The organism is Escherichia sp. KTE31, assembly GCF_000407925.1.
In the GTDB taxonomy this organism is placed as follows: Bacteria; Pseudomonadota; Gammaproteobacteria; order Enterobacterales; family Enterobacteriaceae; genus Escherichia; species Escherichia ruysiae.
Genome location: NZ_KE136726.1, coordinates 317,795 through 330,329 on the forward strand (window position 1 = coordinate 317,795; position 12,535 = coordinate 330,329).

Annotated in this window: 15 protein-coding genes; 12 read left to right on the forward strand and 3 right to left on the reverse strand. The window is 51.9% G+C overall.

Annotated features, from left to right (window positions below; translation table 11 throughout):
* Positions 1 to 120: 120 nt before the first annotated feature.
* The 7 genes from galP (at position 121) to ruvX (ending at position 5,753) form a co-directional block, all read left to right on the forward strand.
* Positions 121 to 1,515 (forward strand): galactose/proton symporter, encoded by a 1,395-nt coding sequence (galP, locus tag WES_RS04095; protein ID WP_001112301.1) that lies wholly within the window; start codon positions 121 to 123, stop codon positions 1,513 to 1,515.
* 76 nt (positions 1,516 to 1,591) lie between these two features.
* Positions 1,592 to 2,089, forward strand: coding sequence for a SprT family zinc-dependent metalloprotease (locus WES_RS04090; RefSeq protein ID WP_000858392.1), 498 nt, complete (start codon positions 1,592 to 1,594; stop codon positions 2,087 to 2,089).
* A gap of 94 nt (positions 2,090 to 2,183) precedes the next feature.
* Positions 2,184 to 2,891: a deoxyribonuclease I gene (gene endA, locus WES_RS04085; protein ID WP_000286194.1), complete on the forward strand. Its 708-nt coding sequence runs from the start codon at positions 2,184 to 2,186 to the stop codon at positions 2,889 to 2,891.
* A gap of 79 nt (positions 2,892 to 2,970) precedes the next feature.
* Complete coding sequence (rsmE, locus tag WES_RS04080) at positions 2,971 to 3,702, forward strand: 16S rRNA (uracil(1498)-N(3))-methyltransferase (protein ID WP_010350368.1); 732 nt, start codon at positions 2,971 to 2,973, stop codon at positions 3,700 to 3,702.
* 12 nt (positions 3,703 to 3,714) lie between these two features.
* Positions 3,715 to 4,665 (forward strand): glutathione synthase, encoded by a 951-nt coding sequence (gshB, locus tag WES_RS04075; RefSeq protein ID WP_000593295.1) that lies wholly within the window; start codon positions 3,715 to 3,717, stop codon positions 4,663 to 4,665.
* 108 nt (positions 4,666 to 4,773) lie between these two features.
* Positions 4,774 to 5,337, forward strand: a complete 564-nt coding sequence (locus WES_RS04070; protein ID WP_010354528.1) for a YqgE/AlgH family protein — start codon at positions 4,774 to 4,776, stop codon at positions 5,335 to 5,337.
* Positions 5,337 to 5,753: a Holliday junction resolvase RuvX gene (gene ruvX, locus WES_RS04065; RefSeq protein ID WP_000017111.1), complete on the forward strand. Its 417-nt coding sequence runs from the start codon at positions 5,337 to 5,339 to the stop codon at positions 5,751 to 5,753. The genes WES_RS04070 and ruvX overlap by 1 nt, the downstream gene beginning before the upstream one ends.
* A gap of 207 nt (positions 5,754 to 5,960) precedes the next feature.
* On the opposite strand, the gene WES_RS04060 is transcribed toward ruvX, so the two are convergent.
* Complete coding sequence (locus WES_RS04060; protein WP_010354531.1) at positions 5,961 to 6,941, reverse strand: PilT/PilU family type 4a pilus ATPase; 981 nt, start codon at positions 6,939 to 6,941, stop codon at positions 5,961 to 5,963.
* Positions 6,942 to 6,958: 17 nt separating this feature from the next.
* Here WES_RS04060 and yggS point away from each other — a divergent pair, with 17 nt between their 5' ends.
* From yggS to hemW, 5 genes are read left to right on the forward strand one after another with little or no spacing between them, the layout of a single operon-like run.
* On the forward strand, positions 6,959 to 7,663 hold the full coding sequence (yggS, locus tag WES_RS04055) for a pyridoxal phosphate homeostasis protein (RefSeq protein WP_010354533.1): 705 nt from the start codon (positions 6,959 to 6,961) through the stop codon (positions 7,661 to 7,663).
* A gap of 17 nt (positions 7,664 to 7,680) precedes the next feature.
* Entirely contained in the window at positions 7,681 to 8,247 is a 567-nt protein-coding gene (gene yggT, locus WES_RS04050; protein WP_001094831.1) for an osmotic shock tolerance protein YggT, read from the forward strand.
* The gene (yggU, locus tag WES_RS04045; RefSeq protein ID WP_001277222.1) at positions 8,244 to 8,534 is read left to right on the forward strand and encodes a DUF167 family protein YggU; all 291 of its coding nucleotides are present in this window, start codon (positions 8,244 to 8,246) and stop codon (positions 8,532 to 8,534) included. Before yggT ends, yggU begins: the two co-directional genes overlap by 4 nt.
* Before the next feature lie 7 nt (positions 8,535 to 8,541).
* Positions 8,542 to 9,135: an XTP/dITP diphosphatase gene (locus WES_RS04040; protein WP_016159705.1), complete on the forward strand. Its 594-nt coding sequence runs from the start codon at positions 8,542 to 8,544 to the stop codon at positions 9,133 to 9,135.
* Complete coding sequence (gene hemW, locus WES_RS04035; RefSeq protein ID WP_016159706.1) at positions 9,128 to 10,264, forward strand: radical SAM family heme chaperone HemW; 1,137 nt, start codon at positions 9,128 to 9,130, stop codon at positions 10,262 to 10,264. Before WES_RS04040 ends, hemW begins: the two co-directional genes overlap by 8 nt.
* A 64-nt stretch (positions 10,265 to 10,328) precedes the next feature.
* Here the strand turns inward: hemW and WES_RS04030 are convergent, their stop codons facing one another.
* Together WES_RS04030 and ansB are read right to left on the reverse strand one after the other, a co-directional pair.
* Entirely contained in the window at positions 10,329 to 11,336 is a 1,008-nt protein-coding gene (locus tag WES_RS04030) for a DUF1202 family protein (protein WP_000745198.1), read from the reverse strand.
* Positions 11,337 to 11,452: 116 nt separating this feature from the next.
* On the reverse strand, positions 11,453 to 12,499 hold the full coding sequence (gene ansB / locus WES_RS04025; protein WP_000394132.1) for an L-asparaginase 2: 1,047 nt from the start codon (positions 12,497 to 12,499) through the stop codon (positions 11,453 to 11,455).
* Between the last annotated feature and the right edge of the window lie 36 nt (positions 12,500 to 12,535).

Below are 12,535 nucleotides of genomic sequence, written 5' to 3' on the forward strand. Positions count from 1 at the left end.
AATTATAACTACTATAAATGCCAGTGTAATCGATTACACCGATGTGATTTGCTTCACATCTTTTTACGTCGTACTCACCTATCTTAATTCACAATAAAAAATAACATATTGGAGGGCATCATGCCTGACGCTAAAAAACAGGGGCGGTCAAACAAGGCAATGACGTTTTTCGTCTGCTTCCTTGCCGCTCTGGCAGGATTACTCTTTGGCCTGGATATCGGTGTAATTGCTGGCGCACTGCCGTTTATTGCAGATGAATTCCAGATTACCTCGCACACGCAAGAATGGGTCGTAAGCTCCATGATGTTTGGGGCGGCAGTCGGTGCGGTAGGCAGTGGCTGGCTCTCTTTTAAACTCGGGCGCAAAAAGAGTCTGATGATCGGCGCAATCCTGTTTGTTGCCGGTTCGCTGTTTTCTGCGGCTGCGCCGAACGTTGAAGTATTGATTCTTTCCCGCGTTCTGCTGGGGCTGGCGGTGGGTGTTGCCTCTTATACCGCGCCGCTTTACCTCTCTGAAATTGCACCGGAAAAAATTCGCGGCAGTATGATCTCGATGTATCAGCTGATGATTACCATCGGCATCCTCGGTGCTTATCTTTCTGATACCGCCTTCAGCTACACTGGCGCATGGCGCTGGATGCTGGGTGTGATTATCATCCCGGCAATTCTGCTGCTGATTGGTGTCTTCTTCCTGCCAGACAGCCCACGTTGGTTTGCCGCCAAACGTCGCTTTGTTGATGCCGAACGCGTGCTGCTGCGCCTGCGCGACACCAGCGCGGAAGCGAAACGCGAACTGGATGAAATCCGTGAAAGTTTGCAGGTTAAACAGAGTGGTTGGGCGCTGTTTAAAGAGAACAGCAACTTCCGTCGCGCGGTGTTCCTTGGCGTACTGTTGCAGGTGATGCAGCAATTCACCGGGATGAACGTCATCATGTATTACGCGCCGAAAATCTTCGAACTGGCAGGTTATACCAACACCACCGAGCAAATGTGGGGGACGGTGATCGTCGGCCTGACCAACGTACTCGCCACCTTTATCGCTATCGGCCTTGTTGACCGCTGGGGACGTAAACCAACGCTGACGCTGGGTTTCCTCGTCATGGCTGCGGGCATGGGCGTACTCGGCACAATGATGCATATCGGTATTCACTCACCGTCGGCGCAGTATTTCGCTATCGCCATGTTGCTGATGTTTATTGTCGGTTTTGCGATGAGCGCCGGTCCGCTGATTTGGGTACTGTGCTCCGAAATTCAGCCGCTGAAAGGCCGCGATTTTGGCATCACCTGCTCCACCGCCACCAACTGGATTGCCAACATGATCGTCGGCGCAACGTTCCTGACCATGCTCAACACGCTAGGCAACGCCAACACCTTCTGGGTGTATGCGGCTCTGAACGTGCTGTTTATCCTGCTGACGCTGTGGCTGGTGCCGGAAACCAAACACGTTTCGCTGGAACATATTGAACGTAATCTGATGAAAGGTCGTAAACTGCGCGAAATCGGCGCTCACGATTAATCTCCTCAGGCTTCCTCCCGTCGCGGAGGAAGCCGCCTCTTGCAGTCATCTTTTCTTCGCTTTATCCTCAGCCGCTATGAAAACTTCCCGTCTCCCTATCGCCATCCAACAGGCCGTTATGCGTCGCCTGCGGGAAAAACTCGCCCAGGCCAACCTGAAGCTAGGGCGTAATTACCCGGAGCCAAAAATTTCGTACACCCAGCGTGGTACATCCGCCGGAACGGCATGGCTGGACAGCTATGAAATTCGCCTCAATCCGGTTTTGCTGATGGAAAACAGCGAGGCTTTTATAGAAGAAGTGGTGCCGCACGAACTGGCGCATTTACTGGTCTGGAAACACTTCGGTCGCGTGGCGCCGCATGGAAAAGAGTGGAAGTGGATGATGGAAAACGTGCTGGGCGTTCCCGCCCGCCGCACGCATCAGTTTGAGCTACAATCCGTGCGCCGCAACACCTTCCCTTACCGCTGTAAATGCCAGGAGCATCAGCTTACCGTACGCCGCCATAATCGCGTGGTGCGTGGAGAGGCCGTCTATCGCTGCGTTCACTGCGGTGAACAACTGGTTGCCCAATAACCAGTAGAACTATCAGGAATTTTACTGATCTGGCTGATTGCATACCAAAACAACTTTCGCTACGTTGCTCGCTCGTTTTAACACGGAGTAAGTGATGTACCGTAATTTGTCTGTGGCTGCGGTGGTACTGAGCGCAGCATTTTCCGGCCCTGCATTGGCCGAAGGCATCAATAGTTTTTCCCAGGCGAAAAATGCGGCGGTAAAAGTCTATGCTGACGTGCCGGGAACATTTTACTGCGGATGTAAAATCAACTGGCAGGGTAAAAAAGGCATCGTGGATCTGGAGTCGTGCGGATACCAGGTGCGCAAAAATGAAAACCGCGCTAGCCGCGTAGAGTGGGAACATGTGGTTCCTGCCTGGCAGTTCGGCCACCAGCGTCAGTGCTGGCAGGAAGGCGGTCGTAAAAACTGCGCCAAAGATCCGGTTTATCGCCAAATGGAAAGCGATATGCATAACCTTCAGCCCGCAATAGGCGAAGTGAACGGCGATCGCGGCAATTTTATGTATAGTCAGTGGAACGGCGGCGAAGGGCAGTACGGGCAGTGCGCCATGAAGGTGGATTTCAAAGAAAAAGTGGCTGAACCGCCAGCTCATGCCCGTGGCTCCATTGCGCGGATTTACTTCTACATGCGCGACCAGTACAACCTGACACTCTCACGCCAACAAACGCAGCTTTTTAACGCCTGGAACAAGATGTATCCGGTGACCGATTGGGAGTGCGAGCGCGACGAACGTATTGCGAAGATGCAAGGCAATCATAACCCGTATGTGCAACGCGCTTGCCAGGCGCGAAAGAGCTAACCTACACTAGCGGGATTCTTTTTGTTAACCCCTACCCCACGCGGACAACCGCGTGGGGAGACGACGCGGATTTTTAACCATGCGTATCCCCCGCATTTATCATCCAGAACCACTTATCAGCAACTCTCACATTGCGCTTTGCGAAGATGCAGCCAACCATATCGGACGTGTGCTGCGTATGGGACCTGGACAGGCGTTGCAATTGTTTGACGGCAGCAACCAAGTCTTTGACGCAGAAATTACCAGCGCCAGCAAAAAAAGTGTCGAAGTAAAAGTGCTGGAAGGTCAGCTCGACGATCGTGAATCCCCGTTGCATATTCATCTCGGTCAGGTGATGTCGCGCGGTGAAAAAATGGAATTTACTATCCAGAAATCGATCGAACTTGGAGTAAGCCTCATTACGCCACTTTTTTCTGAACGCTGCGGCGTTAAACTGGATAGCGAACGTCTGAACAAGAAGCTCCAGCAGTGGCAGAAAATTGCAATTGCCGCCTGCGAGCAGTGTGGTCGTAATCGGGTGCCGGAAATCCGTCCGGCGATGGATCTGGAAGCCTGGTGTGCAGAGCAGGATGAAGGGCTGAAACTGAATCTTCACCCGCGCGCCAGTAACAGTATCAACACGTTGCCGTTGCCGGTCGAACGCGTCCGCCTGCTGATTGGCCCGGAAGGCGGTTTGTCGGCAGATGAAATTGCCATGACTGCCCGCTATCAATTTACTGATATCCTGTTGGGACCTCGCGTTTTGCGTACAGAGACAACTGCGCTCACCGCCATAACTGCGCTACAAGTACGTTTTGGCGATCTGGGCTAACGGAGAAGAATAATGATCAAGCTCGGCATCGTGATGGACCCCATCGCAAGCATCAACATCAAGAAAGATTCCAGCTTCGCTATGTTGCTGGAAGCACAACGTCGTGGTTACGAACTTCACTATATGGAGATGGCCGATCTCTATTTGATTAACGGTGAAGCCCGTGCTCATACGCGTACTCTGAGCGTTGAACAAAACTACGATAAATGGTACGAGTTTACGGGAGAGCAGGATCTGCCACTGGCCGATCTCGACGTGATCCTGATGCGTAAAGATCCGCCGTTTGATACCGAGTTTATCTACGCAACCTATATTCTGGAACGTGCCGAAGAGAAAGGTACGCTGATCGTTAACAAGCCGCAGAGCCTGCGCGACTGTAACGAAAAACTGTTTACCGCCTGGTTCTCTGACTTAACACCGGAAACGCTGGTCACGCGCAATAAAGCACAGTTGAAAGCGTTCTGGGAAAAACATACCGACATCATCCTTAAGCCGCTGGACGGTATGGGCGGTGCGTCTATTTTCCGGGTGAAAGAGGGCGATCCGAACCTCGGCGTAATAGCCGAAACCCTGACTGAACACGGCACGCGCTACTGCATGGCGCAGAATTATCTGCCTGCCATTAAAGATGGCGACAAGCGCGTGCTGGTCGTCGATGGCGAGCCAGTGCCGTACTGTCTGGCACGTATTCCACAAGGTGGCGAAACCCGTGGCAATCTGGCTGCCGGTGGTCGTGGCGAACCTCGTCCGCTAACTGAAAGTGACTGGAAAATCGCACGCCAGGTCGGGCCGACGCTGAAAGAAAAAGGGCTTATCTTTGTTGGCCTGGATATTATTGGCGACCGTCTGACTGAAATTAACGTCACCAGCCCAACCTGTATTCGTGAGATTGAAGCAGAGTTTCCGGTCTCGATCACCGGAATGTTAATGGATGCCATCGAAGCACGTTTACAGCAGCAATAACCCCGCTTAACGAGAGGGAACTCGTTGAGACTCTGAGTGACAGCGCCCTTCTTTCCACGCATACTGGGCGCTGTTGCTTTTTTGAACCAGGAAACAGAACCTCTGACAATGAATTTACAGCATCACTTTCTTATTGCCATGCCTGCTCTCCAGGATCCGATTTTTCGTCGTTCCGTGGTCTACATTTGCGAACATAATACCAATGGCGCAATGGGGATCATCGTCAACAAGCCACTGGAAAATCTCAAAATTGAAGGGATTCTGGAAAAGCTGAAGATCACGCCGGAGCCGCGTGATGAATCAATCCGTCTGGACAAACCGGTTATGCTTGGCGGCCCGCTGGCTGAAGATCGCGGGTTTATTTTGCATACTCCACCATCAAATTTTGCTTCCAGTATTCGCATTTCAGACAACACGGTGATGACCACCTCCCGTGATGTACTTGAAACGCTCGGCACCGATAAACAACCGTCTGACGTATTGGTGGCGCTGGGTTACGCCTCCTGGGATAAAGGCCAGCTGGAACAAGAGATTCTCGACAACGCCTGGCTAACCGCCCCGGCAGATCTGAATATTCTGTTCAAAACGCCGATTGCCGACCGCTGGCGCGATGCGGCAAGACTGATTGGTGTTGATATTCTCACTATGCCTGGTGTGGCGGGGCACGCCTGATGAGCGGAACCTTACTCGCCTTTGATTTCGGCACTAAAAGCATTGGCGTGGCGGTAGGTCAACGTATTACCGGCACCGCTCGCCCTTTGCCTGCAATTAAAGCGCAGGACGGTACGCCGGACTGGAACCTTATTGAACGTTTACTGAAAGAGTGGCAGCCGGACGAAATCATCGTCGGTTTGCCGCTGAATATGGACGGCACCGAGCAACCGTTGACTGCCAGAGCGCGTAAATTTGCCAACCGTATTCATGGTCGTTTCGGTGTTGAAGTAAAGCTACATGACGAGCGTCTTAGCACCGTAGAAGCGCGTTCCGGGCTTTTTGAACAAGGTGGTTACCGGGCGCTCAACAAAGGTAAAGTCGACTCTGCCTCTGCGGTTATCATTCTCGAAAGTTATTTCGAGCAGGGTTATTAAGGCGATTTATAAGCCTGGCGAATTGTCATTACCGTCATCTTGCCGGATGCGGCTTAAACGCCTTATCCGCCTACATGTGGCAACGGCCGTAGGTCTGATAAGACGCGTTAGCGTCGCATCAGACGTTTATTGCCGGATGCTGCGTTTGTATGCCTGATAAGCGTAGCAAATCAGGCATATTTACGAAGCTAATCAACCAATTTCGCCTCACAAACGCCCTTCCCCCACCCGCTGCTGATAACTCTGCTGAAACGTTATCATCCCCACCTGCTGCCCGGTTTGAATAACATGTGGCAACTGGTGGGTTTTCCCTTCGCGAATCAAATTCCCCACCGCAGGCGTGTTAATCAATAATTCAAACAGCGCCACGCGCCCTTCCTGCTTATCCACTTCCAGCTTTTGTGACAACACCGCCCGTAAACTCCCCGCCAGTTGATTACGCACGGGATCTTTTTCCTGCGCCGGAAATGAATCCACCAGCCGCTCAACGGCCTGCGCCGCACCGCGCGTATGTAAGGTCGCCAGCACCAGATGTCCGGTTTCTGCCGCCGTCAGCGCCAGACGTATTGTCTCGCTGTCACGCAGCTCTCCGAGCAATATCACATCGGGATCTTCCCGCAATGCGGCACGCAATCCCGATGCGAACGTCATACAGTGCAAACCGATTTCTCGTTGCTGGATCAAACATCGCTGGCTGGCATAGAGATATTCAACAGGATCTTCCAGCGTCAGAATATGCGCATCGGCATGTTGATTAAGATAGCCAACCATCGCCGCCAGCGTGGTAGATTTGCCACTCCCCGTCGCCCCCGTCACCAGAATCAGGCCATTCTCGCTCTTGAGTAATTCCGGCAATACCGGTGGCGCACCAAGCTGTTCGAGCTGCGGGCAGTACGAAGGTAACAACCGTAACGCCAGAGAAATGCCTTGCCGTTGCGCGAACGCACTGCCGCGCAACCGCTGGTTTTCCGCCAGCGATACGGCAAAATCAAGCTGACCATTTTCAAGCAATATCGCCCTCTGCTCGTCATCCAGCCACTCCCGCAGTAGCTCTTCCACGTCCGGCGCGTCAAACGGTGCAGCTTCCATTCTGCCGCGAATGCGCCATCGTGCGGGCCAGGCGCTGCACAGGTGTAGATCCGAGACGTTATGCTTTACACTAAGGGCCACAATTTCTTCCATATTCATACTAAGATCCTCGGAAAATGAACGATATTGCGCATAACCTGGCACAGGTTCGGGACAAAATCTCAGCGGCTGCAACGCGTTGCGGCCGTTCTCCAGAAGAAATTACGCTGCTTGCAGTCAGTAAAACAAAACCTGCGAGCGCCATCGCAGAAGCCATCGACGCCGGGCAGCGTCAATTTGGTGAAAACTACGTTCAGGAAGGGGTAGATAAAATTTGCCACTTTCAGGAACTGGGCGTAACAGGATTAGAATGGCATTTTATTGGTCCGCTACAGTCCAACAAAAGTCGCCTGGTGGCAGAGCATTTCGACTGGTGTCATACCATCGACCGTTTACGTATCGCTACCCGCCTGAACGACCAGCGACCGGCAGAACTTCCACCTCTTAACGTACTGATTCAAATTAATATTAGTGATGAAAACAGTAAGTCCGGGATTCAACTGGCAGAACTGGACGAACTGGCGGCTGCGGTCGCTGAACTACCGCGTCTACGCCTGCGCGGGCTGATGGCTATCCCGGCGCCTGAGTCAGAATATGTAAGGCAGTTTGAAGTTGCACGCCAAATGGCTGTAGCATTTGCCGGACTGAAAACGCGCTACCCGCATGTCGATACGCTCTCTCTGGGGATGTCGGACGATATGGAAGCCGCCATTGCGGCAGGTAGCACAATGGTTCGCATCGGCACAGCCATCTTTGGTGCGCGTGATTACTCTAAAAAATAAGGAATTAAAGGAACGCCATGAATACGTTGACTTTCCTGCTTTCAACGGTCATTGAGCTGTATACCATGGTGCTGTTATTACGCATCTGGATGCAGTGGGCTCATTGTGATTTTTACAACCCTTTCTCACAGTTTGTGGTGAAAGTGACACAGCCAATTATCGGGCCACTGCGCCGCGTTATTCCGGCAATGGGGCCAATTGACAGCGCCTCGCTTCTGGTTGCCTATATTCTCAGTTTCATCAAAGCCATTGTGCTGTTTAAAGTGGTGACCTTTCTGCCAATCATCTGGATTGCTGGTTTATTAATTCTGCTGAAGACCATCGGCCTGCTGATTTTCTGGGTACTGCTGGTAATGGCGATTATGAGCTGGGTAAGCCAGGGTCGTAGCCCGATTGAATACGTGCTGATTCAGCTTGCCGATCCGCTGCTGCGCCCGATTCGCCGCCTGCTGCCGGCAATGGGTGGGATTGATTTCTCGCCGATGATCCTCGTTCTGCTGCTGTATGTCATCAATATGGGTGTCGCAGAAGTATTGCAGGCGACCGGAAACATGCTGCTACCGGGGCTGTGGATGGCGTTATGAGTGCCGTAACAGTTAACGATGACGGCCTGGTTTTGCGGCTCTATATTCAGCCGAAAGCCAGCCGTGATTCTATTGTCGGTTTACATGGCGACGAGGTAAAAGTCGCCATTACCGCGCCGCCGGTTGACGGTCAGGCCAACAGCCATCTGGTGAAGTTTCTCGGTAAGCAATTCCGGGTAGCCAAAAGCCAGGTGGTGATTGAAAAAGGCGAACTTGGCCGCCACAAACAAATTAAAATCATTAATCCGCAACAAATCCCGCCAGAAATCGCGGCGTTAATTAATTAGGTATCCTATGCAAAAAGTTGTCCTCGCAACCGGCAATGCCGGTAAAGTGCGTGAGCTGGCGTCGCTGCTTAGCGACTTCGGTCTTGATATTGTGGCTCAAACGGAACTTGGTGTTGATTCCGCCGAAGAAACCGGCCTGACCTTTATCGAAAACGCGATTCTGAAAGCGCGCCACGCGGCAAAAGTGACCGGTTTACCGGCGATTGCCGACGACTCCGGTCTGGCGGTAGATGTACTTGGCGGCGCGCCAGGGATTTACTCCGCGCGTTATTCCGGTGAAGACGCAACCGATCAAAAGAATCTGCAAAAACTGCTGGAAACACTGAAAGACGTACCGGACAACCAACGTCAGGCTCGCTTCCACTGTGTGCTGGTGTATCTGCGTCATGCGGAAGATCCCACTCCGCTGGTGTGCCACGGCAGCTGGCCGGGTGTGATTACTCGCGAACCGGCGGGCACTGGTGGCTTTGGTTATGATCCGATTTTCTTCGTGCCTTCCGAAGGCAAAACCGCTGCCGAACTGACTCGCGAAGAGAAAAGCGCCATTTCCCATCGTGGTCAGGCGTTGAAACTGCTGCTGGACGCTTTACGTAATGGTTAAATTACCGCCGCTGAGTCTCTACATTCACATCCCGTGGTGCGTGCAGAAATGCCCGTACTGCGATTTCAACTCTCACGCGTTGAAAGGGGAAGTGCCGCACGACGATTATGTTCAGCATTTGCTTAGCGATCTGGACAACGATGTCGCTTACGCCCAGGCTCGTGAGGTAAAGACAATCTTTATTGGCGGCGGTACGCCGAGCCTGCTTTCCGGCCCGGCGATGCAAACGCTGCTGGACGGCGTGCGTTCGCGTTTGCCGCTGGCAGCGGATGCAGAAATTACTATGGAAGCGAACCCCGGCACGGTAGAAGCCGATCGCTTTGTCGATTACCAGCGTGCTGGCGTGAACCGCATTTCCATTGGTGTACAGAGCTTTAGCGAAGAAAAGCTGAAACGGCTGGGACGTATTCATGGCCCGCAAGAAGCGAAGCGTGCTGCAAAACTGGCAAGCGAGCTGGGGCTTCGTAGCTTTAACCTTGATTTAATGCATGGGCTGCCGGATCAATCGCTGGAAGAGGCGCTTGACGATCTGCGCCAGGCTATTGAATTGAATCCGCCGCATCTTTCCTGGTATCAACTGACCATCGAACCTAATACGCTGTTTGGTTCACGCCCGCCGGTACTGCCGGACGACGACGCGCTGTGGGATATTTTCGAACAGGGGCATCTGTTATTAACCGCAGCGGGTTATCAGCAATATGAAACCTCCGCTTACGCCAAACCGGGTTATCAATGCCAGCACAATCTCAACTACTGGCGATTTGGTGACTATATTGGCATCGGCTGCGGTGCGCACGGCAAAGTCACCTTCCCGGACGGGCGCATTCTGCGTACCACCAAAACGCGTCATCCGCGTGGTTTTATGCAGGGAAGATATCTGGAAAGCCAGCGCGATGTTGAAACCGCAGATAAGCCATTCGAGTTCTTTATGAATCGCTTCCGTTTGCTGGAAGCCGCACCGCGCGTGGAGTTTAGCCAGTACACGGGGATTTGCGAAGAAGTTATTCGCCCACAGTTAGACGAGGCTATCGCTCAGGGTTATCTCACTGAGTGTGCGGATTACTGGCAGATAACGGAACATGGGAAGTTATTTTTAAATTCGCTGCTGGAGCTTTTTCTGGCGGAGTAAACTTGTATTGCCGGATGCGGCGTGAATGCAGCATCCGGCTACAAGTCATGCGTCATCGCAGAAATTACTTAATCACCCCATTACGCCGTAATTCTTCGGTATCTTTTTTCCAGCAATCGCTCGCCTGGTTGATATCGTCAATCTTCATTAATATCGCGACTTTTTTACTGTTTATTTCTGAAACCTTCATCGTTAACGGATATTGCCCTTTCTCGAGCGTTATCCAGTCATCCTGCAATTTACGGCTAAGTTTTTGTGATTGCAGAAAGGTCTGTCGCCGCTGTTCGTTGATATCGAAATCCCGTTTCTGCTGAATCGGCACTTCATAACACTCTTCGCTTTGTTTATGACATGCCGCAATCGCCGGTTGATAAACCTCTTTGTCATATTTAACCGCGAACGCCTCGCTATCATTCTGTTTATTAAACTCATCACGCTGTTGGTGTATTTTTTTGAAGGCGTCTTCGCGGGTCATTTGCTTGCCGTTTGCATCTTTTCCCCAATATGCATCCGCTGCTTTCTGCGCCGCCGCCATTTGCTTATCAAGCTCTTTCACTTCCTTTTCCAGCGCAGGAATCGAGCTCTTCTGGGTATTCAACGCTGACTCAAGCTGACTAAAGCGATAATTGAAATCTTCGCTATTCACGATCAGATACTTATTATTCGTTTTGATATCGTCGACCACCCGCCCACGATCGCTGGCTGCTGCCTGAAAAGAGTAAAAGCTCACCGTCCAGCCAGACGCAGGTGTTCCTTTACTGGTTAACATCGCCGAAAATTTTACGGGCTTATCTTTCGTCCAGGTCTGTTCCAGTAGTTGGTAGTCTGCCAGTTGACCAACCCAGGTATAGAGATCATCACTGGAAGAAACATCGCCTTCCGCTGACCAGGTGGCCTGATTACCTTTCGCATCAAGGTTTTTTAAACTGATGGCATCAAGCTTGAGAATACCGTGATACTGCTTGTTGAATTGTTCTTTTAAGACATTTTCAGTTGGCGGTTCGCCATCGGCCCAGCCATTACCAGACATCAACACAAACAGCGCCGTGCCTACAATCCATTGCTTTTTCACCAGAAAACCCTCGCGAGGAATAATTTATTCCAGTGATTATCATCAGGGTAATAACAATTGGCAATGGACGTGAGTCTGAAGTGAAAAAGCCCCGGCACGATACCGGGGCGAGGCGATTAGTACTGATTGAAAATCTGCTGGATCTGCTGTGGATCTTTAGTTTGCGTCAGTGCCAGTTGCAGCAGAACGCGCGCTTTTTGCGGGTTCAGCGTGCCAGAAGCGACGAAACCGTATTTTGCATCATCCACTTCGGCATCCTGAGTGGTTGCGCCCGTCGGTACGCGGGAAGAACGAACTACCGCAGTGCCGTTTTTCGCAGCGGTCGCCAGGGTGTCGAACACGGTTTTATACAGATTGCCGTTACCCACACCGGCGCTAACGATACCGTCGTAGCCTGCATCTACCAGTGCTTTTGCCGGAAGATCGGATGCGTTGGCGTAGTTATAAACGATGCCGACTTTCGGCAGTTCATTTAGCTTAGAGACATCGAACGGCGTGTCGCTGGTGTGCTTACGTGCCGGAGTACGCTGGTAGTCAATCTTACCGTTGTGAATGTAACCCAACGGACCGTAGTTAACAGACTTGAAGGTCGCTACATCGGTGGTATTAGTTTTGGTGACGTCACGACCATCAAGCACGGTGTCGTTCATCACCACCAGCACACCACGGTTGGCGGAGGCTTTATCGGCTGCGGTCACTACCGCGTTATACAGATTAAATGGACCGTCTGCGCTCATGGAAGTGGACGGGCGCATTGCGCCTACCATCACCACTGGCTTGTCACATTTCACGGTCAGGTCGAGGAAGTAAGCGGTTTCTTCCATCGTGTCAGTACCGTGGGTAATAACGAAGCCATCAGTTTTATCGCAGTCGGTGTTAATTTTTTTCGCCAGCGTCAGCCAGACATTGTCATTCATGTCCTGGGAGCCGATATTAACTACCTGCTCGCCTTTAACGTTCGCAATGTCCTTCAGTTGCGGCACCGCATTGACCAGATTTTCTACGCCAACTTTACCCGCTGTGTAGTTAGATTTGGTTGCGGAGTCACCACCGCCGGCAATCGTCCCGCCGGTCGCTAGAATGGTGATATTCGGTAATGCTAATGCTGCACCACTAAAACCCATAACCAGTGCGGCAAGTGCCGTCTTTTTGAAAAACTCCATTTCATTCCTCCAGTTACGTGAACGCTACGTATTATC

Coding starts and splice junctions, on each gene's coding strand:
- WES_RS04060 (WP_010354531.1), bottom strand. CDS start 6,941: ATGAATATGGAAGAAATTGTGGCCCTTAGTGTAAAGCATAACGTCTCG.
- endA (WP_000286194.1), top strand. CDS start 2,184: ATGTACCGTAATTTGTCTGTGGCTGCGGTGGTACTGAGCGCAGCATTT.
- gshB (WP_000593295.1), top strand. CDS start 3,715: ATGATCAAGCTCGGCATCGTGATGGACCCCATCGCAAGCATCAACATC.
- ruvX (WP_000017111.1), top strand. CDS start 5,337: ATGAGCGGAACCTTACTCGCCTTTGATTTCGGCACTAAAAGCATTGGC.
- hemW (WP_016159706.1), top strand. CDS start 9,128: ATGGTTAAATTACCGCCGCTGAGTCTCTACATTCACATCCCGTGGTGC.
- WES_RS04070 (WP_010354528.1), top strand. CDS start 4,774: ATGAATTTACAGCATCACTTTCTTATTGCCATGCCTGCTCTCCAGGAT.
- ansB (WP_000394132.1), bottom strand. CDS start 12,499: ATGGAGTTTTTCAAAAAGACGGCACTTGCCGCACTGGTTATGGGTTTT.
- rsmE (WP_010350368.1), top strand. CDS start 2,971: ATGCGTATCCCCCGCATTTATCATCCAGAACCACTTATCAGCAACTCT.
- yggS (WP_010354533.1), top strand. CDS start 6,959: ATGAACGATATTGCGCATAACCTGGCACAGGTTCGGGACAAAATCTCA.
- yggT (WP_001094831.1), top strand. CDS start 7,681: ATGAATACGTTGACTTTCCTGCTTTCAACGGTCATTGAGCTGTATACC.
- yggU (WP_001277222.1), top strand. CDS start 8,244: ATGAGTGCCGTAACAGTTAACGATGACGGCCTGGTTTTGCGGCTCTAT.
- WES_RS04090 (WP_000858392.1), top strand. CDS start 1,592: ATGAAAACTTCCCGTCTCCCTATCGCCATCCAACAGGCCGTTATGCGT.
- galP (WP_001112301.1), top strand. CDS start 121: ATGCCTGACGCTAAAAAACAGGGGCGGTCAAACAAGGCAATGACGTTT.
- WES_RS04040 (WP_016159705.1), top strand. CDS start 8,542: ATGCAAAAAGTTGTCCTCGCAACCGGCAATGCCGGTAAAGTGCGTGAG.